Consider the following 23,416-nt stretch of genomic DNA (forward strand, 5'->3'; position numbering starts at 1 on the left):
GGTACGCTTGCCCGGTGAGCCTGCACCTGTACAACACCGCCACGCGTGCCAAGACCGAGTTCCGCCCCCTCGTCGAGGGCCAGGTCTCGATCTACGCGTGCGGCCCGACCGTACAGAAGCCCCCGCATCTCGGCCACGTCCGCAAGGAGGTCAACTTCGACGTCCTGCGCCGCTGGCTGGAGCACTCCGGCTACGACGTCACCTTCGTGGCCAACATCACCGACATCGACGACAAGATCCTCGCGATCTCTGCTGAGTCAGGCGAGCCGTGGTGGGCCCTGGGCTACCGGGTCGAGGGCGAGTTCCACGAGGCCATCCGCGCCCTCGGCGTCCGGCCGCCCACGTACGAGCCGAAGGCGACCGGCCACGTCACCGAGATGGTCGAGCTCATCGGCGAGATCATCGACGCTGGCCACGCCTACGCGACCGAGGACGGCTCGGGCGACGTGTACTTCGACGTGGCCAGCTGGCCGGCCTACGGGTCGCTGTCGGGCATGCGGGCCGACGAGATGGTCTCCGACGAGGAGGCCGACCTGCGGGGCAAGCGCGACCCCCGCGACTTCGCGCTGTGGAAGGGCACCAAGCCCGGCGAACCCGCGACGGCGTCCTGGCCTTCCCCGTGGGGTCGCGGACGCCCGGGCTGGCACATCGAGTGCTCGGCGATGGCTGGCAAATACCTGGGCCCGGAGTTCGACATCCACGGCGGCGGCCTGGACCTGCGCTTCCCGCACCACGAGAACGAGCTGGCCCAGAGCCAGGCGGCCGGGCGCCCATTCGCCCGCGTGTGGATGCACAACGCCTGGGTCACCCGGGCGGGCGAGAAGATGAGCAAGAGCCTCGGCAACACTGCCGACGTGGGCGAGGCCGTCGCGCAGTACGGCGGCCGCGCCGTGCGCCTCTACCTGGCCGGGCCGCACTACCGCTCGGCGATCGAGCTGTCCGACGAGTCGCTGGCCGAGTCGGCCGCCCAGCTCGGGCGCATCGACTCGTTCCTGGCGCGAGCGGGCGAGGCCGTCGGCCACCGACCGGACGCCGACCTCCCGCAGGCCTTCGCCGCAGCCATGGACGACGACCTCGGCACGCCGGGGGCGCTTGCCGTGCTCTTCACGACGGTCAAGGAGGGCAACACGGCGCTGGGCGCGGGCGACACCGAGGGCGTCCGAGCCGCGTACGGGTCTGTCCTGGCCATGCTCGACATCCTGGGTCTGGATCCGGCTGCGCCCCAGTGGGCGGACGGGGCGTCGGCGTCCGGCGACCTGACGCCCGTCGTGGACGCCCTCGTCACGACCCTGCTCGACCAGCGCGCCGAGGCGCGCGCCGCCAAGGACTGGGCCACCGCCGACGCCATCCGCGACTCGCTCGCGGCGTCCGGCCTGACCATCACCGACACCAAGGACGGGGCCCGTTGGTCCCTGGAGAGGGGCTGACATGCCCGGGAACAGCCAGCGCAAGGGGGCCGTCCGCAAGCGCGGCAAGGGCGTCGGATCGACCGGCAACACGGCCGGCTCCGGCGGCCGAGTGAAGCGCGGCCTCGAGGGCAAGGGGCCCACGCCGAAGGCCGAGGACCGCCCGTACCACAAGGCCTACCGCAAGCGCCGTCCGGGCGAGTCGCCGATCTCGAACGACACGCCGCGCGGACGCCGCACCGTCCCGGGCGAGCAGCGCGTCCGCCAGACCTCGGCCAAGGCGCCGGGCGCGGACTGGATCATCGGCCGCAACCCCGTGCTCGAGGCGCTGCAGGCCGACCTGCCCGTGCGTCGCGCGTACATCATGGAGGGCGCCGAGCGGGATTCGCGCATCACCGAGATCCTGAAGCTGGCCGCCGAGAAGGGCGTCACGCTGCTGCGGGCGTCGCGCTCCGAGCTCGACCGGCTGACCGCCGGCGCTGTGCACCAGGGCGTCGCGTTCCAGATGCCCGAGTACGAGTACGCCCACCCGGGCGACCTCCTCGAGGAGGTGCTGGCCGACTCCGACGCCCCGATCATGGTGGCCTGCGACTCGATCACCGACCCGCGCAACCTGGGCGCGATCATCCGCTCGGCGGCGGCGTTCGGCGCCCGCGGCGTCATCGTGCCGGAGCGCCGCTCGGCGCACATGACCGCGGCGTCGTGGAAGACGTCCGCCGGTGCGGCCGCCCGTGTGCCGGTCGCGCTGGCGACCAACCTCAACCGCGTCCTGCGCGACTACGCCGAGGCCGGCTTCGTCGTGGTCGGGCTCGCGGGCGAGGGCGAGGTCGACATCGCCGACATCCCGGGCGTGGAGGGGCCGGTGCTGCTGGTCATCGGCTCCGAGCGCGAGGGCCTGGCCCAGCTGGTGCGCAAGAACTGCGACGTGCTGGCGTCCATCCCGATCGCCTCCGACGTCGAGTCGCTCAACGCGTCGGTGGCGGCGTCCATCGCCCTGTACGAGGTGGCGCGCGCCCGCGACTGAGCGGTCACAGCAGGCCGAAGTGCCGGGACTCATCCTCGGTCATCAACCGCGACCGGATGAGGAACCGGACTCCTTCGGGCGCCTCGAGCGAGAAGCCCGCGCCGCGACCCTTGACGACGTCGACGGTCAGGTGCGTGTGCTTCCAGTACCCGTACTGGGCCTTCGACATCCAGAACGGCACCGGGGCCTCCAGGCCCTCGACGGGCACCTCGCCGAGGCAGATGTCGGCGTCCCCGGTGAGGAAGTCGCCGTCGGGGTAGCACATGGGCGCCGAGCCGTCGCAGCAGCCGCCTGACTGGTGGAACATCACCGGGCCGTGCCGCCCGACGAGGCGGCGGACGAGGTCCGCCGCCGCGTCGGTGAACGCGACCCGCGCGAAGGCGGGGGCGTCCATCAGAAGAAGCCCAACTTGTCCTGCGCGTAGGACACCAGCAGGTTCTTGGTCTGCTGGTAGTGCGACAACATCATCAAGTGGTTCTCGCGGCCGATGCCGGACTGCTTGTAGCCGCCGAATGCGGCGTGCGCCGGGTAGTGGTGGTAGCAGTTCGTCCACACGCGCCCGGCCTTGATCGCCCGGCCCATCGTGTACGCCCGGTGCGTGTGGCGCGACCAGACGCCGGCGCCGAGGCCGTACAGGGTGTCGTTGGCGATCGACAGCGCCTCGGCGTCGTCGGCGAACTTCGTCACCGAGACGACGGGGCCGAAGATCTCCTCCTGGAAGATGCGCATGGTGTTGACGCCCTCGAAGACCGTCGGCTGGATGTAGTAGCCGCCCGACAGGTCCCCGCCCAGGTCGACGGGCTCGCCGCCGGTGAGGATCTTCGCGCCCTCCTCCTTGCCGATCTGGATGTAGGACAGGATCTTCTCGTACTGGTCGTTCGACGCCTGCGCGCCCATCATCGTGTCGGTGTCGAGGGGGTTGCCGCGCTTGACCGCCTCGACGCGCTTGATGCCGTCGGACAGGAACTCGTCGTAGATGGACGCCTGGATGAGCGCGCGGCTCGGGCAGGTGCACACCTCACCGTTGTTGAGCGCGAAGAAGGCGAAGCCCTCCAGCGCCTTGTCGTAGAAGGCGTCCTTGGACTCGGCCACGTCCTCGAAGAAGACGTTCGGGCTCTTGCCGCCCAGTTCCAGGGTGACCGGGATGATGTTCTGGCTCGCGTACTGCATGATCAGGCGGCCGGTGGTGGTCTCGCCCGTGAACGCGATCTTGGCGATGCGCGGGCTGGACGCCAGCGGCTTGCCGGCCTCGACGCCGAAGCCGTTGACGATGTTGACCACGCCCGGGGGCAACAGGTCGCCGATGATCTCGAACAGCTTCAAGATCGACCACGGCGTCTGCTCGGCCGGCTTCAGCACGATGCAGTTGCCGGCGGCCAGCGCGGGGGCGAGCTTCCACACGGCCATCAGGATGGGGAAGTTCCACGGGATGATCTGGCCGACGACGCCCAACGGCTCGTGGAAGTGGTAGGCCACGGTGGTCTCGTCGAGCTGGGAGAGGCGGCCCTCCTGCGCCCGGATCGCGCCGGCGAAGTAGCGGAAGTGGTCGATCGCGAGCGGGATGTCGGCGTTCAGCGTCTCGCGGACGGCCTTGCCGTTGTCCCAGGTCTCGAAGACCGCGATGTCCTCGAGGTTCTGCTCCATCCGGTCGGCGATCTTGTTGAGGATGACGGCGCGCTCGGCCGGCGAGGTCTTCCCCCAGGCGTCCGCTGCGGCGTGGGCGGCGTCCAGCGCCTTGTCGATGTCCTCGGCGGTCCCGCGGCCCACCTCGGTGAACGCTTGGCCGGTGACCGGCGTGATGTTCTCGAAGTACTCGCCCTTGACGGGGTCGACCCACTCTCCCCCGATGTAGTGCCCGTAGCGGGACTTGACCTCGATCGAGCTCCCGTCGTGCCCGGGCGGCGTGTACACGGTCATGCAGATCCTCCTCGATATGCGGACACCCACGTCGATGGCGTGGGCGTAGGGGGACAGTCTGTCCAAGCAGGCGCCCGAGCGAAAGGGGTCGACACGACCAGAAAGGGGCCCGGACGCCGTGCGTCCGGGCCCCTCGTCAGGCTGGGTGGGGTCAGCTGCAGACGCCCACCAGCGGCCCGTGCCACACCAGGGGGGCGGTGGGGTCGGTGCACATCTGCGCGGTGGCGCGGGCGGGCTGCCCGCCGACCGGCTGCGCGGCCGGCGCCACGCCCCACGGGCGCGCCTCGACGCCGAACAGGCTCGCCCACAGGCCGGGGGCGGTGGCCTGGACGACCTTGGTGTCGGCCGGGTCGAGGCCCGCGCCGGTGGCGAAGTGGCGCATGGCCTCGTCGCGGCCCATGACCTCGTCGATGTAGCCGACCTCCTTGGCCTTCTGGCCGGTGAACATGCCGGCGCCGAGCTGGTCGACGATCACGGCCCGGTCGATGCCGCGCTTGGTGGCGACGTGGTTCACGAAGTCGTCGTACATCTCGTTGGTGATGTCGGTCAGGTTCGCGCGCTCCTCGGGGGTGAGGTCGCGGAACGGCTGGCCGGCGTCCTTGCCCTTGCCTGCGGTGATGTACTCCTGCGTGATCGAGCCGGCCTCGACGGCACCCATGATGCTGCCCATGCCGGTGACGTCGCGGTAGCGCTCGAGGGGGCCCATGATGACGCCCACGCTGCCGACGGTGGTGCCGTGGTCGGCGATGATCTCGTCGGCTCCCGCCATCGCGTACATGCCGCCGGAGGCCGACATGCCCTGCACGAAGGCGTAGACCTTCTTGTTGGTGCGCTCGCGGTAGCGGTCCACGGCGTCCGCGATGGCCTTGGAGCCGGTGACGGTGCCGCCGGGGGTGTCCATCATCAGGATGACGCCGTCGGTGTCGTCGGCCTCCAGGGCGTCGAGCACGTCGGCGACCTCGTAACCGTAGGTGCCCTCGGCGAGGGCGAACCCGTCGGCCGCGCGCGTCTGGATGGCCCCGGCCACGGGGATGGCGCGGAGCTTCCTGGTGGCGGTGTCCTTGCCCCACACGGTGGCCAGCGGCTCGACCGCCGTCTGGCCGCTGCCGGACAGCGTGGACGCGGCGCCGGCGAAGCCCATCATCATCAGGCCGGTCAGCAGGCTGGCGAGCAGGGAGAACACCAGCATCGCGCCGCCGAAGCCGAGGCCGGCGCCCGCGCCGAGCCCGAAGCCGCGGCGGAACGGGGCCGGCTTGGCGAGGGCCATCGGCGACAGCGAGGGCGGCGCGGGCTGGTAAGGGGGCGCCATGGGTCGCGGTGCGGGCTGGGGGTGCGGGTCCTGCTGCGGACCGGACGCCTCGGGGTGCTGCTGGGGCTGGTGGGGCTGCTGGGGCTGCTGGGGCTGCTGCGAGTCTTGGCTCACGTCATCTCCTCGGTCGGGGGGCTTGCCCGCCAACGTAGTCGGGCCCATCGGTGGACCGACATCGACCGGCGGCTCCGGGGGCACCGTCCGGCGGCCAGACAAAGGTCGGTACCCCGGCCGTCCGGACAGTATGTTGAGGGGGTACGCCCAACGAAGGAGTCCCTCGTGTCCGACCTCGCCGCCACCGCGTCCAGCGCCTACGCACAGGCCCTGTCCGTCATCGAGTCGGTGGAGCCGCGGATCAGCGGAGCGATCCGCTCCGAACTCGACGACCAGCGCGCCTCACTGAAGTTGATCGCGTCCGAGAACTACGCCTCGCTCGCCACCCTGCTCACGATGGGCAACTGGCTGAGCGACAAGTACGCCGAGGGCACCATCGGCCACCGCTTCTACGCCGGCTGCCAGAACATCGACACCGTCGAGAGCGTCGCGGCCGAGCACGCGCGCGAGCTGTTCGGCTCCGAGTACGCCTACGTGCAGCCCCACTCCGGCATCGACGCGAACCTCGTGGCCTACTGGGCGATCCTGAACACGCGCATCGAGTCGCCGACGCTGGCTCGCCTGGGCGCCAAGAACGTCAACGACCTGTCACACTCCGACTGGGAGGCGCTGCGCCGGGAGTTCAACTCCCAGCGCGTCATGGGCATGAGTCTGGACGCCGGTGGCCACCTCACCCACGGCTTCCGCCACAACATCTCCGGCAAGATGTTCGAGCAGCTCAGCTACGGCACCGATCCCGAGACCGGCCTGATCGACTACGACCAGTTGCTGGCGACCGCGCGTGAGTTCAAGCCGCTGGTGATCGTGGCCGGCTACTCCGCCTACCCGCGCCGGGTGAACTTCGCGAGGATGCGCGAGATCGCGGACGCCGTGGGCGCCACTCTGTTCGTCGACATGGCGCACTTCGCCGGCCTCGTGGCGGGCAAGGTGTTCACCGGCGAGGAGAACCCGGTGCCGTACGCCGACATCGTCGCCTCGACCACCCACAAGTCGCTGCGCGGCCCGCGCGGCGGCTTCGTGCTCGCCACCAAGGAGTACTCCGACGCGGTCGACAAGGGCTGCCCGATGGTGCTCGGCGGCCCGCTGTCGCACGTGATGGCCGCCAAGGCCGTGGCGTTCGCCGAGGCGCGGACGCCCGACTTCCAGGCCTACGCCCAGAAGGTGGCCGACAACGCACACGCGCTGGCCGAGGGCCTGATGAAGCGCGGCGTGAAGCTGGTCACCGACGGCACCGACAACCACCTCGTGCTGCTCGACGTCACAACCTCGTTCGGCCTCACCGGCCGCCAGGCCGAGTCGGCCCTGCTCGACTCGGGCGTGGTCACCAACCGCAACTCGATCCCGCGCGACCCGAACGGCGCCTGGTACACCTCCGGCGTCCGCATCGGGACGCCCGCGCTCACCTCGCGCGGCTTCGGCGCCGACGAGTTCGACCGCGTGGCCGAGCTGATGGTGGACGTGCTGAAGCAGACGACGCCGGTCACGGCGTCCAACGGCCAGCCCGGCAAGGCGAAGTACTCGCTCGCCGACGGGGTCGCCGACCGCACCAAGGCGTCCGCCGCCGAGCTGCTGGACGCCAACCCCCTGTACCCCGGCCTGGAGCTCTGAGGGCTGACCCTCAGCGCTGGAGGAGCGACCCCTCCACCGTGGTGACGAAGTTGCGCAGGGAGTCCGGGAGGTCGGCCAGGTGCCAGCCCTCCGGGCCGTGGTACCAGTCGAGTTCGGTCTCGTCCGAGGTGTTGTCGCGGTCGGTGGCCGCCAGGCCGTCGAGCCAGCGGTCCGCACCGCCGAGCACGACCGCGAACGGCAACACCTTGGAGAGCTCTTCCACGGCGTGGCCGGGCGGCATCTCCTCGACCGGCTGGGTGAGCAGGTGCCCCCGCAGCAGGCCGAGGCCCGCGTGCAGGCCGGAGCCGGCCTTCGTCCGCGTCGGGGCTTCCTGCGCCATCAGGCCGAACCCGCCCGCCAGCGCGACGAGCACCAGGGCCGCGCCCCCGAAGGACGTGAACGCGATGAGCAGCAGCGCGACCACGATCGCCAACGCGAGCAGCACCCAGCCGACCCGGGTCATGACCGAGCGCACGGCGTCCGGGCGGCGGGAGAACCAGCCGCGCTCCACGACGTCGTCGTACAGCTGCGACCGGACCTCGGGCAGCACCTCGGCGACGCAGGCGCCCAGGTTCGAGCAGCGCACCGACCCGTCGGCGGGGGCGACGGCGTCCAGCAGGGTTCGCTCGTAGGGGCGCAACGGGTCGTCGGAGAAGCGGCGCTCGAACTCCCAGTCGGCGCGCGCGTAGGTGGAGCGGTGCGGCAGCTCGCGGATCAGCAGGTGGCCGCGGACGGCCAGGTCCAGCAGGGTGGCGGTGATGTCGACGGGGTCGACCGACTCGTCGACGAGCGTGCCGACCTGCCCGGGGCGGATGCCGTCGGACACCTCGAACGCCGAGTAGCCCGCGCCGGCGGGCCGGAAGGTGCCCACGAGCGTGGGGGTCGGGTCGGCCACCTCGGCCGCCCGGAAGCGTCGTCGTACCAGGTACAGCCCGACCAGGCCGAGCGCCGCGATGCCGGCGGCGATCGCGGCGGGCAGGGGGGCCAGCGAGAAGGCGCGGTCGAGCGACCAGCGCTGCACGACCTGCTGGTCGGACGCCACGGTCCCGGCCGGGAAGCGCACCATGACCTGGACGACCTCGCCGGCGCCGCGCGGGCCGTCGTTGAACGTCGGGACGGGGTTCTCGTGCGTGCCGCCGGAGTACCACCCGCAGGCGCCGGGCGCCCCGGGTGGGCCGGCGGCGCAGTCGATCATCGTGAAGGGGGCCGGGACGGCCACGGTCGCCTCGAACGACCGCACGGGCAGGTTCAGGCCCTGCAGGAGGCGCCAGGTGACGGTGGTGGTGTCCTCGGTGGCGATGGCCGCTCCCCGCACCGTGTACTCCAGCACCACAGGCTCGGCGCCGTCGACGGGGATCGCGACGACCTCGTAACCGCCATCGCGGGTCACCCGGGCGCCGGCGTCCGCCCCACCGCGGGTCGCGCGCACGTCCTCGAGGGTGAACTGGAACTCGCGCGCGTCGCTCGTGGGCAGGGTGGTCGCGAACCGCTGGACGACCTCGCCCGCCCCTCCGTCGGGCGTGATCGTCGCGCGCACCCTCAGCCCGCCGTCGGCGGCGATCGTGGCGTCGACGATGTACGACTCGACCTCGGTGGCGGCCGACGCCGGCAGTGGGACGGACACGACGGCCACGGCGAGGAGCAGCGCCGCGACGAGGCGGCCCAGGGCGGTGCGGACGGGGCTCACGTGAGTGAACCTACCGCACGCCCGCTAGGGTGGCGGCGTGAGCCAGACCCCGTGGGGAGCCCCACCGCCGCCCCAGCGCGGCGGGGCATGGCCCCCGCCCCCGCAGCCCCGGCAGTGGCAGGGCTGGCCCCAGCAGCGCGGGCTGCAGCAGCCTTGGCCGGCCCAGCAGCAGTGGCAGCGCCCGCCCCAGCAGTGGCCGCCGCCCCAGCCCCCGCGCCGGCGTCCGGGCAGCGGGCTGGCCAACGCGGTCCGCGTGGTGATGGCGGTGGTCGCCATCCTGATGCTGGCCTCGTTCGTGCGCGGGCTGCTCGACCAGGCGCCGGGCATCGAGGCGCCCCGAACGCCCGTGCCCCCGCGTCCAGACGCCCCCGCCCCGGCCCCCCAGGTGCCGGGGGACCCGACCTCGCCGTACCGGAACGAGGACTACACGCCCCCGGCCGCCACCCGGAACCCGCCGGCCGTGCCGGGCCCCCGCAACATGGACGCCGCCGGGCGCCTCGTGCGCGAGAACCCGCTGTACGAACAGCAGATCCCCACGCCGACCAACTGCCGGATGGCGCCGGTCGACGTCGGCTCCGCCTCCGCGGCCGAGAAGGAGTCGCACTTCAACGAGCTGATGGCGTGCCTGATGACGGTCTTCGCCGGGCCCGTCGAAGCCGCGGGCTTCGAGATGCCACGCCCACCGGTGGTGGTCTACACGCGCCCGATCAAGACGGCCTGCGGCGACTTCGCCGAGGTGAACGCCGCCTACTGCACCGGCGACCAGCGCGTCTACTACGCCAACTCGCTGCTGCGGGCGTTCCCCGCGCGGGTGGCGAGCGCCCCGTACGCGGCCGAGGTGATCCTCGCCCACGAGTTCGGGCACGCGATCCAGGCGCGCGCCGCCATCCTCATCTCCGAGAAGTACCTGGAGCAGGATGCCCGCACCGAGCGCGAGGCGATGGACCTCTCCCGCCGGACCGAGGTGCAGGCGGACTGCTTCGCCGGCCAGTACGTGCGCTCGGTCGCGCAGAGCCAGTCGCTGGGGGCACGCGAGCTGGCCGGGCTCGGCGAGCTCGCGTGGAACTTGGGCGACGACGTGTTGACGGGGCGTCCGGGCTACTCGGGCGGCCACGGCACCGGCAGCGCGCGCCAGGACTGGTTCAACCGCGGCCTCGGCTCGGACGCCGCGGGAGTCTGCAACAGCTTCGTGGCCGGCTCGGACGAGGTGCGCTGACCCTACGGGGCGAGCAGGAGGGCCGTGGCGACCGCCGCGACGCCCTCGCCGCGCCCGGTGAGGCCCAGCCCGTCGGTCGTGGTGCCCGACAGGGTCACCGGCGCCCCGAGTGCCTCCGACAGCACGGCCTCGGCCTCGGCGCGCCGCCCGGACAGGCGGGGGCGGTTGCCGACAACCTGCACCGCGACATTGCCGATCTCGAACCCAGCCGCGCGCACGCGCCGGGCGGTCTCGGCCAGGAAGGCCACGCCGGACGCCCCGGCCCACTCGGGCTCGGCGGTGCCGTAGTTGGAGCCCAGGTCACCCAGCCCGGCGGCCGACAACAGCGCGTCGCAGGCCGCGTGTGCGGCGACGTCGCCGTCGGAGTGCCCGGCCAGGCCGGCCGGCTCGTCGGGGAAGTGCAGGCCCGCGCACCACATCGGCACGCCGGCCTTCAGCGCGTGGACGTCCGTCCCGATGCCCACCCTCATGCGGGTTCCCCGCGCGCGGCGATGGCCTCGGCGACCACGAGGTCGAACGGGTCGGTCACCTTGAACGCGTCGCGGGAACCCTCGACGAGCACCACGTCGCAGCCGATGTACTCCGCGGCGGCCGCGTCATCGGTAACAGTCATCCGGGTCTCGTAGAGGGCGGCGTGGGCGTCCTCGAGGAGGCCCCGGCGGAAGCCCTGCGGGGTCTGGACGGCGCGGAGGCGGGCGCGGTCGACCACCACCGAGCCGGTGTCGGTGAGCTCGCGGACGGTGTCGGAGACGGGGACGGCCGGCACGACGGCGTCCGCCCCGGCCCGGACCGCCTCGATCACCCGCGCGACGACCTCGGCGGGCACGAAGGCCCGGGCGGCGTCATGGACGAGGACGACCTGGCCCTCGGCGTCCGCCTCGTCCAGGTCGGGCAGGGCGGCCAGGCCGTTGGCGACGGAGTCCTGCCGCTCCGCTCCCCCGTCGACCCAGATCACGGGCACGGGCGCGGACGCCAGCACCTCGACGAAGGCCTCGCGCTCGGCGGCGGGCACAACGACGATGACCTCGCCGACGCCACCCTCGGCCAGCCGCTCGATGGCGCGCGTCACCAGCGGGACGCCCGCGACCGGCACGAGCGCCTTGGGCACCGCGGCCCCCAGCCGGGAACCGGAACCGGCCGCCACCACGATGGCGACGACCGGTACGGGATTGTTGTGTTCACCCATGGGTGTTACGAGGCCAGCACCTCGTCGAGCATGACCTCCGCGCGGTCGTCGGAGACCTTCTCGGCGAGCGCGAGCTCGGAGACGAGGATCTGGCGCGCCTTGGCCAGCATTCGCTTCTCGCCGGCGGACAGGCCGCGCTCACGCTCACGGCGCCACAGGTCCCGGACGACCTCGGCCACCTTCATGACGTTGCCGGAGTGCAGCTTCTCGAGGTTCGCCTTGTAGCGGCGCGACCAGTTGGTCGGCTCCTCGGTGTGCGCGGCGCGCAGGACGCCGAACACACGCTCGAGGCCGTCCGCGTCGACGACGTCGCGTACGCCCACCAGGTCGAGGTTGCAGGCCGGGACCCGCACCACCAAGTCGTTCTGGCCGACGATGCGGAGGACGAGGTAGAGGCGCTCCTCTCCCTTGATCGTCCGGGTTTCGATGTCTTCGATCACAGCGGCCCCATGGTTCGGGTACACGACCGTTTCGCCGACCTGAAAAGTCATATTCATTGACCCCTTTCCCAAACGCCAGTCTACCACGGCCCCTCGGGGCTCCGCGGTGGCATGAGGCGTTGTCAGAGCGACTTTGACCTCTTGACAAGCGGCGGAGAGTGTGCTCCGGGGTAGACCTCGCCCCATCCAAGCGCGTCGTTACCAACCTAGAACGCCGACCCGCCGGACGCCAGCGCCGCCGCCCCGTGTTGCCACACGTTGCACGCAACGTCCTTTCGTGGCCCGCCGGGTCCCGGTTTGACAACGTTGTCCACCGCGGGGTGCTGCGGCTAACCATCCGCAGCGGTGTTTCGTTATTGTGTCTGCGAGATTGAAGTCCCGAACCAGGAGGCTCCTGCCATGGATTCCAGCACCCGTCGTCGCCGCCGGGCCGCAAGCACGTTCGTCGCCGGCCTCGGCGTCAGCCTGCTGCTGACCGGTTGTGGCTTCAACATGCAGACCCTCCAGCCCTACACGCCCGCCCATGGCGTGAACGTCGACGTCGCCGCGGGCGAGGCCGGTCGGCAGTTGAAGGTGCGCAACCTGCTGGTCGTCTCCGACGCGGAGGGCCAGGGCATCCTGTCCGCCTCCATTGTCTCCCCGGTCGCCGACCGCCTGGTCAAGGTCGAGGGCAACGCCCGCAGGGCCGACAACACAGTCGGCGCCCCGTTGACCGTGACCGGCAGCCCCGTGGAGCTCAGGCCCAACCAGATCGCGGTGCTCACCGACGGCGACCCGTATACAGTCACGAGCCCCGACCTGAAGCCGGGCCTGCTGGTGGACCTCACGCTGACCTTCGAGTCGGGCGCCCAGGCGTCCGCCCAGGCGCCGGTCATGAGCTACGAGAACCCGATCTACTCCTCGTTATCCCCCTCGCCCGTCGCGTCCCCGGCCGCGACAGCCACCGCCCCGGCGGCCACGCCGGCCCCGTCGGCGACCCCGACACCCTGACGCCGGGGGTTTCACTCCCCGTAGGTGTTCTCCTCGGAGAACAGCGTGCTGACCGACTCGCCGAGGTGGATGCGCCGCACCGCCTCGGCGAACAACGGCGCCACCGACAGCACCCGCAGCTTCTCGACGGGCTTGTCCTGCGGGACCGTGTTGGTCGTCACGATCTCATCGATGGCCTCGACGGCGCCCAGGCGCTCGACGGCGTTTCCGGTGAACAGGCCGTGAGTGGTCGCCACCGAGATGCTGTTGACTCCGTAGTCGCACAGCGCGTCGATGAGGGTGACGATCGAGCCGCCCGTGGCGATCTCGTCGTCCAGCACGATGCAGTCCTTCCCGGCCACGTCGCCCACGATGGCGTCGATGACGACCGTGTCGTCGCCCTTGCGCTGCTTGGAGCCGGCGGCCACCTCGACGCCCAGAGCGCGCGCGAACCGTCCGGCGTCCTTGGCGTTACCGAAGTCGGGTGAGACCACCACGGTGTTGGAGAGGTCGCGCCCGCGGTAGTGATCGGCCAGCACCGGCAGGGCGGTCAGGTGGTCGACCGGGACGGAGAAGAAGCCGTGGACCTGCTCCGAGTGCAGCGCCATGGTCAGCACGCGCGTCGCACCGGCGGTGGCCAGCAGGTCGGCGACCAGCCGTCCGCCCACCGAGATGCGCGGGGCGTCCTTCTTGTCCGAGCGCGCGTACGCGTAATGGGGCATGACGACGTTGACGTGGGCGGCGGAGGCCCCGCGCGCGGCGTCCACCATCATGAGCAGCTCGACGAGGTTCTCCTGCGTGGGCGGGACGAGCGGCTGAACGATGTAGACGTCCCGCTGGCGGCAGTTGGCCCGCAGCTGCACCTGGACGCAGTCGTTGCTGAAGCGCTGCACGCGGGTCGGGGAGAGCTCGACGCCGAGCAGGCCGCACATCTCCTCGGCGAACTCGGGGTGGGCCGCACCGGAGAAGACGACGACATCGTTGGTCACGGGCCGCATCCTACGCACGGGCCCGGGCGGGCGGACCGGGGGCCTACCCGTTGAACTTGTAGCCCAGGCCACGCACGGTGACGAGCATCCGCGGGTTCGCCGGGTCGGCCTCGATCTTGCCCCGCAGCCGCTTCACGTGGACATCCAGGGTCTTGGTGTCCCCCACGTAGTCAGCTCCCCAGATGCGGTCGATGAGCTGGCCACGGGTCATCACACGCCCGGCGTTGCGCAGCAGCATCTCCAGCAGCTCGAACTCCTTCAGCGCCAGCCGCACGGGCTCGCCGTCCACCCACACCTCGTGGCGCTCGACGTCCATGCGGACTCCGGAACCCTCGATCACGTCGGGGATCAGCTCGGTGTCGACGCCGCGTCGCAGCACAGCGCGGACGCGCGCCACCAGCTCGCGGTGGCTGAACGGCTTGGTGACGTAGTCGTCGGCGCCGAGCTCCAGACCGACGACCTTGTCGATCTCGGCGTCCCGGGCGGTGACCATGATGATGGGCACGGTGCTGCGCTGGCGCAGGCGGCGGCACACCTCGGTGCCGGACAGCCCGGGCATCATCAGGTCGAGCAGGACGATGTCGGCGCCGTGGCGCTCGAACTGGGCCAGCCCCTCCTCGCCGTCGGCAGCCAGGAGGACCTCGAACCCCTCCTTGGCGAGCATGAAGCCCAGGGCGTCCCGATAGCTCTCCTCGTCCTCGACGATCAGGACAACGCTCATGCGACTTCCTCCTCAGCGGGGGCGGCGGGCAGGGTGATGGTGAAGGTCGAGCCGCTCCCCAGTTTGCTCCACACGGCGACCTCGCCGCCGTGCCCCTCGACGATCTCGGCCACGATCGACAACCCGAGGCCGGTGCCGCCCGTCTGGCGGCTGCGTGCGTAGTCGACGCGGTAGAACCGCTCGAAGATGCGCCGAGTGTCCTCGGCGGAGATCCCGATGCCGTTGTCGGAGACGGCAATGGCGATGCGGTCGCCGCGCTCGGCGTCCTCGACCGGGCGCGTGGTGACGACGACGCGCGCCTTGTCGTCGGAGTACGTGATCGCGTTGTGCACGAGGTTGGCCAGTGCGGTGACGAGCTGCTCGCGTGAGCCCCGCACCACCAGGCCGCGGACGCCGCCGAGCGTCAGGCTGATCCGGCGGGCCTCGGCGAGCTGCCGACTGCGGTCCAGCGCGCTGCCGATGACCTCGTCGACCTCCAACCGCTCGGCGTTCGCCGGTGCCTGCCCCTGCAGGCGGGAGAGCTGGACGATCTGGGCCACGAGCAGCGACAAGCGGCTCGACTCGGCCTGGATCTTGCGGGAGAAGCGGACGACGGCGTCGGGGTCGTCGGCGGCCTGCTCGACCGCCTCGCCCAGCAGCGTGATCGCGCCGACCGGAGTCTTGAGCTCGTGGGTGGCGTTCGCCATGAAGTCGCGTGCGGACGCCTGTACGCGCAGGGCGGCGCTGCGGTCGTCAGCGATGACGAGCACGTTGCCGTCCTCGAGCCGCAGGACGCGGACAGCCAGCTGTTGCTCGGCGCGGCCGGCGCGTGTCTGGTCGAGGTTGATGGCCGCGGTCTCCCCCGTGCGACGCACCTCGCGCACCTGGGTGAGCAGGGCCGGGATGGCGACCCGATTGCCGCGGACGATGCCCAGGTCGATGGCCGGCTCGTTGGCGGCCAGGATCTCGTCGATGGGCCCGATGACGGCCCCGCCGCAACGCAGGGCGTCCAGCACGCGCCGCAACTCCAGGAGCGGGTCGGGTTCAGGTCCTTCGTTCGGCTGCCGGACGATCGCCCAGGCGATGAGGTACCCGCCCAGGAGCCCGACGACCACACCGATGAGGGCGGCAAGGGCAGGCGTCACGTCCGCCAGCATAGGCCGATCCGACCGGCCGGGGTCGGGGCCCGTCCCACCCGTGCCGCACTCCGATGTGAGCATTCACCGAGAGTTCACCCGGGGTTAGCCGAGGCGTCCGATTATGCTTGCCGGGGGCCGTAATGTCATGGTCTTCGCCCACCTCCGGGCGACCGTGCCCGCACGGGAACCGCACCACCAGCAAAGGAGCTCACATGCGCGAGAGCTACCACGAGGAACTCACCTCCGTCGTCACCGATCTCGTCACCATGACCGACCGGGTCCAAACCGCCGTCCAGGACGCCACGCGCGCCCTGTTGACCACGGACCTGGCCGCGGCGGAGAAGGTGATCGGCGACGACGTCGTGCTCGACCGCCTCCACGACGACCTCGAGCAGCGCTGCTTCTCGCTGCTGGCCCGCCAGTCCCCCGTCGCCGGCGAGCTGCGGACGCTCGTGGCCGCCCTGCGCATGGTGGCCGACCTGGCCCGCATGGGCGACCTGTCGGCCCACATCGCCAAGATCGCCCGCATGCGCTACCCGCGCGGCGCCGTGCCCGAGTCGATGCAGCCGAACTTCCAGCGCATGGCCGTCCTGGCCAGCGAGATGGTCGAGGCCGCCGGACGCACCCTGCGCGAGCGCAACGTGCTGGACGCCGAGAAGATGGCCGACCACGACGAGGAGATCGACGAGCTCCGCACCCACCAGTTCCGCGTGCTGCTGGACGACTCGTGGAACCACGGCGTCGAGGCCGCCGTCGACTGCGCGTTGCTGGGCCGCTACTACGAGCGCATTGCCGATCACGCCGTCCTCATGGGAAGCCGCGTGATCTACATCGTCACCGGCCTGCACCCCGAGGGCGAGAACTGGACGATCGCCTGAGTCCGCCGAGGGCTTGGGTTCAGTCCGCCGAGGGCTTGCCTCCAGAACGCCGAGGGCTCCACCTGCTGCTGCAGGTGGAGCCCTCGGCGGTGTGGAGGCAAGCCCTCGGCGAGCGTGGTGCTACTTCTTGCCCTGGTTCTTGACGGCCTCGATGGCGGCCTTGGCGGCCTCCGGGTCGAGGTAGCGGCCGCCCTTGGTGATCGGCTTGAAGTCGTCGTCCAGCTCGTAGTACAGCGGGATGCCGGTGGGGATGTTCAGGCCCGCGATGTCGGCGTCGGAGATGTCGTCGAGGTGCTTGACGAGCGCGCGCAGCGAGTTGCCGTGCGCGGTGACCAGGACGGTCCTGCCCTCAGCCAGGTCCGGCTTGATGTCGGACTCCCAGTACGGCAGCATCCGGACGACCACGTCGGCCAGGCACTCGGTCTGGGGGCGCTCGTCGGCCGGGATGTCGGCGTAGCGCGGGTCGTTGTACTGGCTGTACTCGGCGTCCTTGTCGAGGACGGGCGGCGGGGTGTCGTAGCTGCGGCGCCACAGCATGAACTGTTCCTCGCCGTACTTGGCCAGGGTCTCGGCCTTGTCGAGGCCCTGCAGGCCGCCGTAGTGGCGCTCGTTGAGGCGCCAGCTGCGGGAGACGGGGATCCAGTGGCGGTCGCAGCCGTCCAGCGCCAGGTAGGCGGTGTGGATCGCCCGCCGGAGCAGGGACGTGTGCAGCTTCTCAGGCAGCAACCCCTCGGCCTTGAGCATCTCGGCGGCCTTCTTCGCCTCGCCGACACCCTTCTCGTTGATGTCCACGTCCACCCAGCCCGTGAACAGGTTCTTCTGGTTCCACTCGCTCTCGCCGTGGCGCAGCAGTATCAACTTGTACGTCATGGCCCGAGCCTATCGCCCGCGGCCCCGCGGGTGTCTCCCCCGCGGTCCCTTCGATCGCGTGCGAGGATGGCGCGATGACCGAGCAGCACCGGCACGCCGAGGTCACCGCGCGTGCCTTGGCGATCGCCCCCACCGAGTTGTTCGTCGACGGCGCGTGGCGGCCGGCGGCGGACGGCGCCACCCTCGACATCGCCAACCCGGCGACCGGGGCCGTGCTCGCGACCATCGCGTCAGCGGGCCCCGACGACGCCCGGGCGGCACTGGACGCGGCGGCCTCCGCCCGGGACGACTGGGCTCGGACGCCCGCGCGCACCCGGTCGGAGTTGCTCCGCGCGGCGTTCGAGCGGGTCCACGAGCTCGGCGAGGAGTTCGCGGCCCTGATGACCCTCGAGATGGGCAAGCCCCTGACGGACGCCCGCGCCGAGGTCACCTACGGCGCCGAGTTCCTGCGTTGGTACGCCGAAGAGGCCGTCCGCATCAACGGGCGCTACGCGGCCTCGCCGGAGGGGAACCTGCGCCTCCTGACGGTGCGGCGTCCGGTGGGGCCCTGCCTGTTCATCACGCCCTGGAACTTCCCGCTCGCGATGGCCACGCGGAAGATCGCCCCGGCCCTGGCCGCGGGCTGCACGGTCGTGCTCAAGCCGGCCGCACTGACGCCGCTCACCTCGCTGGCGCTCGCACGGGTGCTGGAGGCGGTGGGCGTCCCGGCCGGGGTCGTCAACGTGGTGCCCACGGCGTCCGCCGGCGCGGTGACCGACCCGTTGCTGGCCGACCGCCGGTTGCGCAAGCTGTCGTTCACCGGCTCGACCGCCGTCGGACGGTCGCTGCTGCGCACCTCGGCCGACAACGTGCTGCGCACCTCGATGGAGCTCGGCGGGTGCGCGCCGTTCATCGTCTTCGAGGACGCCGACCTCGACCTCGCCGTGGAGAACGCGGTCCGGACGAAGATGCGCAACATCGGGCAGGCCTGCAACGCCGCGAACTCGTTCCACGTGCAGCGCGGCGTCGTCGAGGCGTTCACCGACCGGCTCACCGAGCGCCTCGGTTCGCTGCCGATCGGCAACGGGCTGGACGTCGGCGTCGAGGTTGGGCCGCTCGTCAGCGAGGACGCCCGCGCCGACGTCGACACCCTGGTGCGGGACGCCGTGGCCGCCGGCGCCCGCGTGGCGACGGGGGGCGCCGTCCCGGAAGGCCCCGGCTCCTTCTACCCGCCGACCGTGCTGGCCGACGTGCCCGCCGACGCCGCGATCCTGGGCCGGGAGATCTTCGGTCCGGTGGCCCCCGTCACGTCCTTCGACACCGAGGAGGAGGTGCTGGCCCGCGCCAACGCGTCCGAGGTGGGGCTGGCGGGCTACCTGCACACCGGCGACATGGCGCGGGTGCTGCGGTTCGCCGAACGCCTCGAGGTGGGGTTGCTGGGGGTCAACTCCCCCGCGATCTCGAACGCCGCAGCCCCGTTCGGCGGGGTGAAGCACTCGGGCCTGGGCCGGGAGGGCGGCCCCGAAGGCATCGAGGAGTACCTGGAGACGGTCTACGTGGGCCTCACCGACCCGTTCGCCTGATCAGGCGATGGCGAGCGTGAGGCCGAGCATCTCGCACAACGACCACGAGCGCGATGATCGCGCCGGGATCGCCCAGGCGAACTGCACCTCCCGACGGCGGGAGATGTGAATGGCGCAGGAGAGTCCCCTCACGGGGCTGCGGCGCTACCCCGCCGTCCCCAGCACGTCGGCGAGGTCATAGCTGACGGGTTCGTCGAGTTGCGCGTACGTACACGAGGCCGGCTCGCGGTCCGGACGCCAGCGAACGAACTGGGCGGTGTGCCGGAACCTGTTGCCCTCCATGTGGTCGTAACGCACCTCGACTACGCGCTCGGGGCGCAGGGGCGTGAACGACAGGTCCTTCTTGGCGTTCCAGCGCGAGTGCGCCGCGGCGGTCGGCGTCCGGGGGAAGGCCTGGTCGCGCAGGTCCTCCTGCCCTGCGCCGGGGCCCTTCGAGGCTCGCTCCGCTCGCACCTCAGGGTCCTCCGGCTCGGCCCACGCCCACGGGTGGCCCTCCCAGTCGGAGACCAGCTCCTGCAACTCGACGAACAGCTCGCGGCGCCGCTCCATGGTGAACGCACCGATCACGCCCACCGAGTTGAGCGTCCCGTCGTCGGTGTACAGGCCGAGCAGGAGCGAGCCGATGGCGTCCGTCTCGTCGCGGTAGAGGCGGTAGCCGGCCACAACGCAGTCGGCGGTGCGCTCGTGCTTGATCTTCCACATGACGCGCTTGTCCTCGGCGTACGGGGCGTCCAGCGGCTTGGCGATGACGCCGTCGAGCCCCGCCCCCTCGAACTGCTCGAACCACTGCTTGGCCAACTCACGGTCGGCGGTCGCCCGGGTGAGGAAGATCGGGGGCTTCGCCCCAGCCAGCGCCTTCTCCAGGCCCTTGCGCCGCTCGGCGAAGGGCTTCTCGGCCCAGTTCTCCTCGCCCCACGCGAGCAGGTCGAAGCCGACGAAGCTGACCGGCATCTGTTCCGACAGCTTCTTGATCCGGGACGCCGCGGGGTGGATCCGTTGCTGCAGCAGCTCGAAGTTCAGCCGGTCGCCGGAGTCGGGGTCGATGAGGATGATCTCGCCGTCGATCACGCACGGGTCGGGGAAGTTCTCCTTCACCGCCTCAACCAGCTCGGGGAAGTAGCGGGTCATCGGGCGGCTGTTGCGCGAGCCCAGCTCGACCATGTCGCCCGAGCGCCAGATGATCGTGCGGAAGCCGTCCCACTTGGGCTCGAACAGCACGTCCGCCTTGGGGAACTCCTTGACCGACTTGGCCAGCATCGGCCCGAACGGCGGCACGATGGGCGTCCCCCACTCGGCGTCGCGCTCGGCCTTGGGCGCGAGGTAGTCCTCCTCGGGCCGGTCGGCCTTGCGCTTGCTGGGCGGCACGCGCGGCGGCTCGCCGGGCATCTTCGGGTAGTCGGGCGGGAAGTTCAGCTCGCCCAGGCCCCGCTCGAGGTCGGCCTCCCACAACGCCAGCGCGCCGGCGAGGTCGCCGGGCTCGGCGTCCATGGACGCCCACGGGCACGGCCGGTCGGCGAGCAGTTTCGGGACCCTCCACACGGTGAGGTCGCGCGGGTCGGCGTCCGGAAGCTCGTCCCACGTCAGCGGGGTGGAGACGGGCGCGCCCGGCAGCGGACGCGGCGAGTACGCCCCGGCGATGGTGCGGTCGCGGTTGGCCTGGTTGAAGTCGACGAAGACGCGCTCGCCGCGCTCCTCCTTCCACCAGCTGGTGGTGACGAGGTCGGGCATCCGGCGCTCGAGCTCGCGGGCGACGCCGATCACGCCGTGGCGGACGTCCTGGAACTCGTGCGTCGGGGCGATGCGGGCGTAGACGTGGACGCCGCGGTTGCCGCTGGTCTTCGCATACGCGGCGAGGCCGACCTCGGCCATCACCTCGCGCAGCGCCAGGGCAGCGGTGACGGCGTCGGTGAAGTCGCGGCCGGGCTGGGGGTCGAGGTCGATGCGGAACTCGTCGGGGTTGTCGAGGTTCGCCGTGCGCACCGGCCACGGGTGGAAGGTGATCGTCGCCATCTGGGCGGCCCAGGCCAGGGCGGCCGGCTCGTCGAAGGTCAGCTGGTCATGGCGGCGCCGACTCGGGTAGGTGCACGTCACCCGGTTGAGCCACTTCGGCGCGCCGGCCGGCGGCCGCTTGGCGAAGAACTCCTCGCCCTCGATGCCGTCGGGGAACCGCTGCAGCGTCATCGGCCGGTCGCCGTTGATGCGCAGGAAGGGCCCGGACACGGCGAGGAGGTAGTCGGCCAGGTCGCGCTTGGTGATGGCGGCGGACCGCCCGACCTTCGGCCACAGCACCTTGTCGGCGCTGGACAGCTTCACCTCACGCGTCCCGTGGGAACCGTCGATGGACAGAATCTCTGCTTCGGCCACGGCTGAGCCTAACCCGGCCGTCAACGACGCCGACCTTGGAGAGGGGTTCCCAGCACCGCGTCGCTCCCCGGAGCGTCGAAGGCCCGTCGCCGACACCAGGAGCAGCACTGCGGACGCGCTGGGCCGGGACACCGCGGGCCTGAGGCGGGTCCGGGCGGCGTCGCCCCTGACCAGGCCCCGAATCCCTCGCCCGCCTCGGCCGCACTTGCTACGGTCGGCGGCGTGACCGACTCGGCCGACCCGCGCTACACCGTCAAGCAGGTGTCCGCCATCACTGGGGTGCTGGAGACAACCCTGCGCGTGTGGGAGCGACGCTACGGGGTGGTGGAGCCCGAACGCTCACAGGGCGGCTACCGCCTCTACACCCCCGAGCAGGTCGAGCGGCTGCGCCGGATGGCGGCCCTCGTCGAGGGTGGCATGGCCGCGTCGCTGGCGGCCCGGACGATCGCGAGCGGGTCGCCGCCCGACGCCGGTGACGCCGCCACGCTGGGCCGCCTGGACCTGGTCGCCGCGGCCGTGAGCCTCGACCCGGCCAGCCTTGACGCCGTGCTGGCCGACGCCTTCGCCGCCGCGCCGCTGGACGTGGTCTGCCAGGCCTGGCTGATGCCCGAGCTGGAGCGGCTGGGGGCGGCGTGGGCACAGGGCGAGCTCACGGTCGCCCACGAGCACTTCGCCAGCGCCGGCGTCCTGCGCGCGCTGGGCCGCCGCTTCGACGAGGCGCGCCCGACCGAGCCCGGGCGCGTGCTGGTGGGCCTCCCGCCGGGCTCGCACCACCAGCTCGGCCTGCTTGCCTTCGCCACGTGTCTGCGCCAGCGCGGCGTGGACGTGGTCTATCTCGGCGCCGACGTCCCGATCGCGGACTGGGCGCGGGCGGCCACCTCGCTCGCCCCGCGCGCCGCGGTGCTCGGGGTGCCCCGGGCGTCCCGGACGCCGCGAGCCCAGGAGGTCGTCAACCGGCTGCGGGCCTTCTCCCCTCCGATCCTGGTCTGGGTCGGCGGAGTCCGCGCCGGGCACCTCCCCGGGGCGGCGCGCCTGCCCGACGACGTGGGCGTCGCCGCCCAGGAGGTGGCACAGTCGCTGCGCGTGCGCGACACCGGCTGACGCGGTTACCGCCGACAGGGTTGGACATCGTTTGCCGCCCCGGTTCCGGGATCCCTCGCGTGGTCGGGACGCACCCCGAACGGGCTGCTGCTGGTCGCCGTCGTCACCGCCGCCCTGTGCCTGGGCATCCTGGCCGTCCGGCAGTGGGGCGCCCGACTTGGCGCCGTAAGCGGTACCGACTCCTATGATCGGGGGCATGACCTCCACCGCCGTCGTCACCGGAGCCTCCAGCGGGATCGGGGCCGCCACCGCGCGCGCGCTCGCGGCCCAGGGCTACCGCGTCCTCTGCGCCGCCCGCCGCATCGACCGGATCGAGGCGCTCGCCGCCGAGATCGGCGGCGAGGCCGTGGCCTGCGACATCACCTCGGACGCCGACGTGGCCGCCCTCGCGGAAGCCGCCGGGCCCGGCGTGGACCTGCTCGTCAACAACGCCGGCGGCGCCGTTGGGCTGGAGCCGCTGGAGAACGCGGACCTCGAGGCCTGGACGACCATGTACGAGACGAACGTGCTCGGCTCCGGCCGCGTGACCAAGGCCCTGCTCCCCGCCATCGAGGCGGCCGAGGGCACCGTGGTGTTCGTCACGTCGACCGCAGCCGAGGCGGCGTACGAGAACGGGGCCGGCTACAACGCAGCCAAGGCGGGCGAACGGATGTTGGCGGGCGCGCTGCGCCTGGAGCTGTCCGGACGCCCCGTCCGCGTGTGCGAGGTGGCGCCGGGCATGGTGCACACCGAGGAGTTCTCGCTCGTGCGCTTCCACGGCGACCAGGCGAAGGCGGACGCCACGTACGCGGGCGTCCCGGACCCTCTGGTCGCCGAGGACGTGGCCGACGCGATCGCCTGGGTGGCGTCGCGTCCGGCGCACGTGAACATCGACCGGCTGGTGATCCGGCCCCGGGCCCAGGCGGCGAACCACAAGGTCCACCGCGTCACCTGAGCC

Annotated in this window: 21 protein-coding genes; 9 read left to right on the forward strand and 12 right to left on the reverse strand. The window is 71.8% G+C overall.

Annotation, left to right across the window (positions count from 1 at the left end):
- Nucleotides 1-14: 14 nt before the first annotated feature.
- Nucleotides 15-1,427 carry a cysteine--tRNA ligase gene (gene cysS / locus ET989_RS00365; protein ID WP_131166581.1) on the forward strand — a complete coding sequence of 471 codons (1,413 nt, stop codon included), beginning with the start codon at nt 15-17 and terminating at the stop codon, nt 1,425-1,427.
- 1 nt (nt 1,428) lies between these two features.
- Complete coding sequence (gene rlmB / locus ET989_RS00370; RefSeq protein WP_131166582.1) at nt 1,429-2,430, forward strand: 23S rRNA (guanosine(2251)-2'-O)-methyltransferase RlmB; 1,002 nt, start codon at nt 1,429-1,431, stop codon at nt 2,428-2,430.
- Between the two features lie 4 nt (nt 2,431-2,434).
- On the opposite strand, the gene ET989_RS00375 is transcribed toward rlmB, so the two are convergent.
- From ET989_RS00375 to ET989_RS00385, 3 genes are all read right to left on the reverse strand, one after another.
- Entirely contained in the window at nt 2,435-2,824 is a 390-nt protein-coding gene (locus ET989_RS00375) for a DUF779 domain-containing protein (RefSeq protein WP_131166583.1), read from the reverse strand.
- Nucleotides 2,824-4,347 (reverse strand): acetaldehyde dehydrogenase ExaC, encoded by a 1,524-nt coding sequence (gene exaC / locus ET989_RS00380; RefSeq protein ID WP_131166584.1) that lies wholly within the window; start codon nt 4,345-4,347, stop codon nt 2,824-2,826. The genes ET989_RS00375 and exaC overlap by 1 nt, the downstream gene beginning before the upstream one ends.
- 151 nt (nt 4,348-4,498) lie before the next feature.
- Nucleotides 4,499-5,770 carry a S49 family peptidase gene (locus tag ET989_RS00385; RefSeq protein WP_165489955.1) on the reverse strand — a complete coding sequence of 424 codons (1,272 nt, stop codon included), beginning with the start codon at nt 5,768-5,770 and terminating at the stop codon, nt 4,499-4,501.
- Between the two features lie 165 nt (nt 5,771-5,935).
- Here ET989_RS00385 and ET989_RS00390 point away from each other — a divergent pair, with 165 nt between their 5' ends.
- A complete protein-coding gene (locus tag ET989_RS00390) occupies nt 5,936-7,378 on the forward strand; it encodes a glycine hydroxymethyltransferase (protein ID WP_131166586.1) in 1,443 nt (480 codons plus the stop codon).
- A gap of 10 nt (nt 7,379-7,388) precedes the next feature.
- Here the strand turns inward: ET989_RS00390 and ET989_RS00395 are convergent, their stop codons facing one another.
- Nucleotides 7,389-9,065, reverse strand: a complete 1,677-nt coding sequence (locus tag ET989_RS00395; RefSeq protein ID WP_131166587.1) for a DUF2207 family protein — start codon at nt 9,063-9,065, stop codon at nt 7,389-7,391.
- Nucleotides 9,066-9,102: 37 nt separating this feature from the next.
- On the opposite strand from ET989_RS00395, the gene ET989_RS00400 reads away from it, so the two are divergent.
- Complete coding sequence (locus ET989_RS00400; protein WP_131166588.1) at nt 9,103-10,281, forward strand: neutral zinc metallopeptidase; 1,179 nt, start codon at nt 9,103-9,105, stop codon at nt 10,279-10,281.
- 2 nt (nt 10,282-10,283) lie between these two features.
- On the opposite strand, the gene ispF is transcribed toward ET989_RS00400, so the two are convergent.
- The 3 genes from ispF to ET989_RS00415 are packed head-to-tail and all read right to left on the reverse strand — an operon-like array spanning nt 10,284 to nt 11,958.
- Nucleotides 10,284-10,751, reverse strand: coding sequence for a 2-C-methyl-D-erythritol 2,4-cyclodiphosphate synthase (gene ispF, locus ET989_RS00405; RefSeq protein WP_131166589.1), 468 nt, complete (start codon nt 10,749-10,751; stop codon nt 10,284-10,286).
- Nucleotides 10,748-11,467, reverse strand: a complete 720-nt coding sequence (ispD, locus tag ET989_RS00410) for a 2-C-methyl-D-erythritol 4-phosphate cytidylyltransferase (RefSeq protein WP_131166590.1) — start codon at nt 11,465-11,467, stop codon at nt 10,748-10,750. The genes ispF and ispD overlap by 4 nt, the downstream gene beginning before the upstream one ends.
- A 5-nt stretch (nt 11,468-11,472) precedes the next feature.
- Complete coding sequence (locus ET989_RS00415) at nt 11,473-11,958, reverse strand: CarD family transcriptional regulator (RefSeq protein WP_131166591.1); 486 nt, start codon at nt 11,956-11,958, stop codon at nt 11,473-11,475.
- A gap of 348 nt (nt 11,959-12,306) precedes the next feature.
- On the opposite strand from ET989_RS00415, the gene ET989_RS14700 reads away from it, so the two are divergent.
- Nucleotides 12,307-12,897, forward strand: a complete 591-nt coding sequence (locus ET989_RS14700) for a hypothetical protein (RefSeq protein ID WP_165489956.1) — start codon at nt 12,307-12,309, stop codon at nt 12,895-12,897.
- An 11-nt stretch (nt 12,898-12,908) separates the two neighbouring features.
- Here the strand turns inward: ET989_RS14700 and ET989_RS00425 are convergent, their stop codons facing one another.
- From ET989_RS00425 to ET989_RS00435, 3 genes are read right to left on the reverse strand one after another with little or no spacing between them, the layout of a single operon-like run.
- Nucleotides 12,909-13,874, reverse strand: a complete 966-nt coding sequence (locus ET989_RS00425) for a ribose-phosphate diphosphokinase (protein WP_131166592.1) — start codon at nt 13,872-13,874, stop codon at nt 12,909-12,911.
- A 34-nt stretch (nt 13,875-13,908) separates the two neighbouring features.
- Nucleotides 13,909-14,586, reverse strand: a complete 678-nt coding sequence (locus tag ET989_RS00430; RefSeq protein ID WP_131166593.1) for a response regulator transcription factor — start codon at nt 14,584-14,586, stop codon at nt 13,909-13,911.
- Nucleotides 14,583-15,710 (reverse strand): sensor histidine kinase, encoded by a 1,128-nt coding sequence (locus ET989_RS00435; RefSeq protein ID WP_165489957.1) that lies wholly within the window; start codon nt 15,708-15,710, stop codon nt 14,583-14,585. The genes ET989_RS00430 and ET989_RS00435 overlap by 4 nt, the downstream gene beginning before the upstream one ends.
- A gap of 206 nt (nt 15,711-15,916) precedes the next feature.
- Between ET989_RS00435 and phoU the strand changes: the two genes are divergently transcribed.
- The gene (gene phoU, locus ET989_RS00440) at nt 15,917-16,582 is read left to right on the forward strand and encodes a phosphate signaling complex protein PhoU (RefSeq protein WP_131166595.1); all 666 of its coding nucleotides are present in this window, start codon (nt 15,917-15,919) and stop codon (nt 16,580-16,582) included.
- A 120-nt stretch (nt 16,583-16,702) separates the two neighbouring features.
- On the opposite strand, the gene ET989_RS00445 is transcribed toward phoU, so the two are convergent.
- Nucleotides 16,703-17,452, reverse strand: coding sequence for a phosphoglyceromutase (locus tag ET989_RS00445; RefSeq protein ID WP_131166596.1), 750 nt, complete (start codon nt 17,450-17,452; stop codon nt 16,703-16,705).
- Between the two features lie 74 nt (nt 17,453-17,526).
- Between ET989_RS00445 and ET989_RS00450 the strand changes: the two genes are divergently transcribed.
- Complete coding sequence (locus tag ET989_RS00450; protein WP_131166597.1) at nt 17,527-19,014, forward strand: NAD-dependent succinate-semialdehyde dehydrogenase; 1,488 nt, start codon at nt 17,527-17,529, stop codon at nt 19,012-19,014.
- 144 nt (nt 19,015-19,158) lie between these two features.
- Here the strand turns inward: ET989_RS00450 and ET989_RS15360 are convergent, their stop codons facing one another.
- Nucleotides 19,159-21,378 carry an ATP-dependent DNA ligase gene (locus tag ET989_RS15360; protein ID WP_131166598.1) on the reverse strand — a complete coding sequence of 740 codons (2,220 nt, stop codon included), beginning with the start codon at nt 21,376-21,378 and terminating at the stop codon, nt 19,159-19,161.
- 222 nt (nt 21,379-21,600) lie between these two features.
- Between ET989_RS15360 and ET989_RS00460 the strand changes: the two genes are divergently transcribed.
- Together ET989_RS00460 and ET989_RS00465 are read left to right on the forward strand one after the other, a co-directional pair.
- A complete protein-coding gene (locus ET989_RS00460) occupies nt 21,601-22,479 on the forward strand; it encodes a MerR family transcriptional regulator (protein WP_131166599.1) in 879 nt (292 codons plus the stop codon).
- Between the two features lie 196 nt (nt 22,480-22,675).
- A complete protein-coding gene (locus ET989_RS00465; protein WP_131166600.1) occupies nt 22,676-23,413 on the forward strand; it encodes an SDR family NAD(P)-dependent oxidoreductase in 738 nt (245 codons plus the stop codon).
- The last annotated feature ends 3 nt before the right edge of the window (nt 23,414-23,416 follow it).

Source organism: Propioniciclava sinopodophylli, from assembly GCF_004324755.1.
In the GTDB taxonomy this organism is placed as follows: domain Bacteria; phylum Actinomycetota; class Actinomycetes; order Propionibacteriales; family Propionibacteriaceae; genus Propioniciclava; species Propioniciclava sinopodophylli.

Bases quoted from the DNA above. Each gene is read 5' to 3' on its own strand.
- exaC (WP_131166584.1), bottom strand. From the start codon at position 4,347: ATGACCGTGTACACGCCGCCCGGGCACGACGGGAGCTCGATCGAGGTC.
- ET989_RS00415 (WP_131166591.1), bottom strand. From the start codon at position 11,958: ATGACTTTTCAGGTCGGCGAAACGGTCGTGTACCCGAACCATGGGGCC.
- ET989_RS00465 (WP_131166600.1), top strand. From the start codon at position 22,676: ATGACCTCCACCGCCGTCGTCACCGGAGCCTCCAGCGGGATCGGGGCC.
- ET989_RS00450 (WP_131166597.1), top strand. From the start codon at position 17,527: ATGACCGAGCAGCACCGGCACGCCGAGGTCACCGCGCGTGCCTTGGCG.
- ispF (WP_131166589.1), bottom strand. From the start codon at position 10,751: ATGAGGGTGGGCATCGGGACGGACGTCCACGCGCTGAAGGCCGGCGTG.
- ET989_RS00375 (WP_131166583.1), bottom strand. From the start codon at position 2,824: ATGGACGCCCCCGCCTTCGCGCGGGTCGCGTTCACCGACGCGGCGGCG.
- rlmB (WP_131166582.1), top strand. From the start codon at position 1,429: ATGCCCGGGAACAGCCAGCGCAAGGGGGCCGTCCGCAAGCGCGGCAAG.
- ispD (WP_131166590.1), bottom strand. From the start codon at position 11,467: ATGGGTGAACACAACAATCCCGTACCGGTCGTCGCCATCGTGGTGGCG.
- ET989_RS00445 (WP_131166596.1), bottom strand. From the start codon at position 17,452: ATGACGTACAAGTTGATACTGCTGCGCCACGGCGAGAGCGAGTGGAAC.
- ET989_RS14700 (WP_165489956.1), top strand. From the start codon at position 12,307: ATGGATTCCAGCACCCGTCGTCGCCGCCGGGCCGCAAGCACGTTCGTC.
- ET989_RS00430 (WP_131166593.1), bottom strand. From the start codon at position 14,586: ATGAGCGTTGTCCTGATCGTCGAGGACGAGGAGAGCTATCGGGACGCC.
- ET989_RS00425 (WP_131166592.1), bottom strand. From the start codon at position 13,874: ATGCGGCCCGTGACCAACGATGTCGTCGTCTTCTCCGGTGCGGCCCAC.
- phoU (WP_131166595.1), top strand. From the start codon at position 15,917: ATGCGCGAGAGCTACCACGAGGAACTCACCTCCGTCGTCACCGATCTC.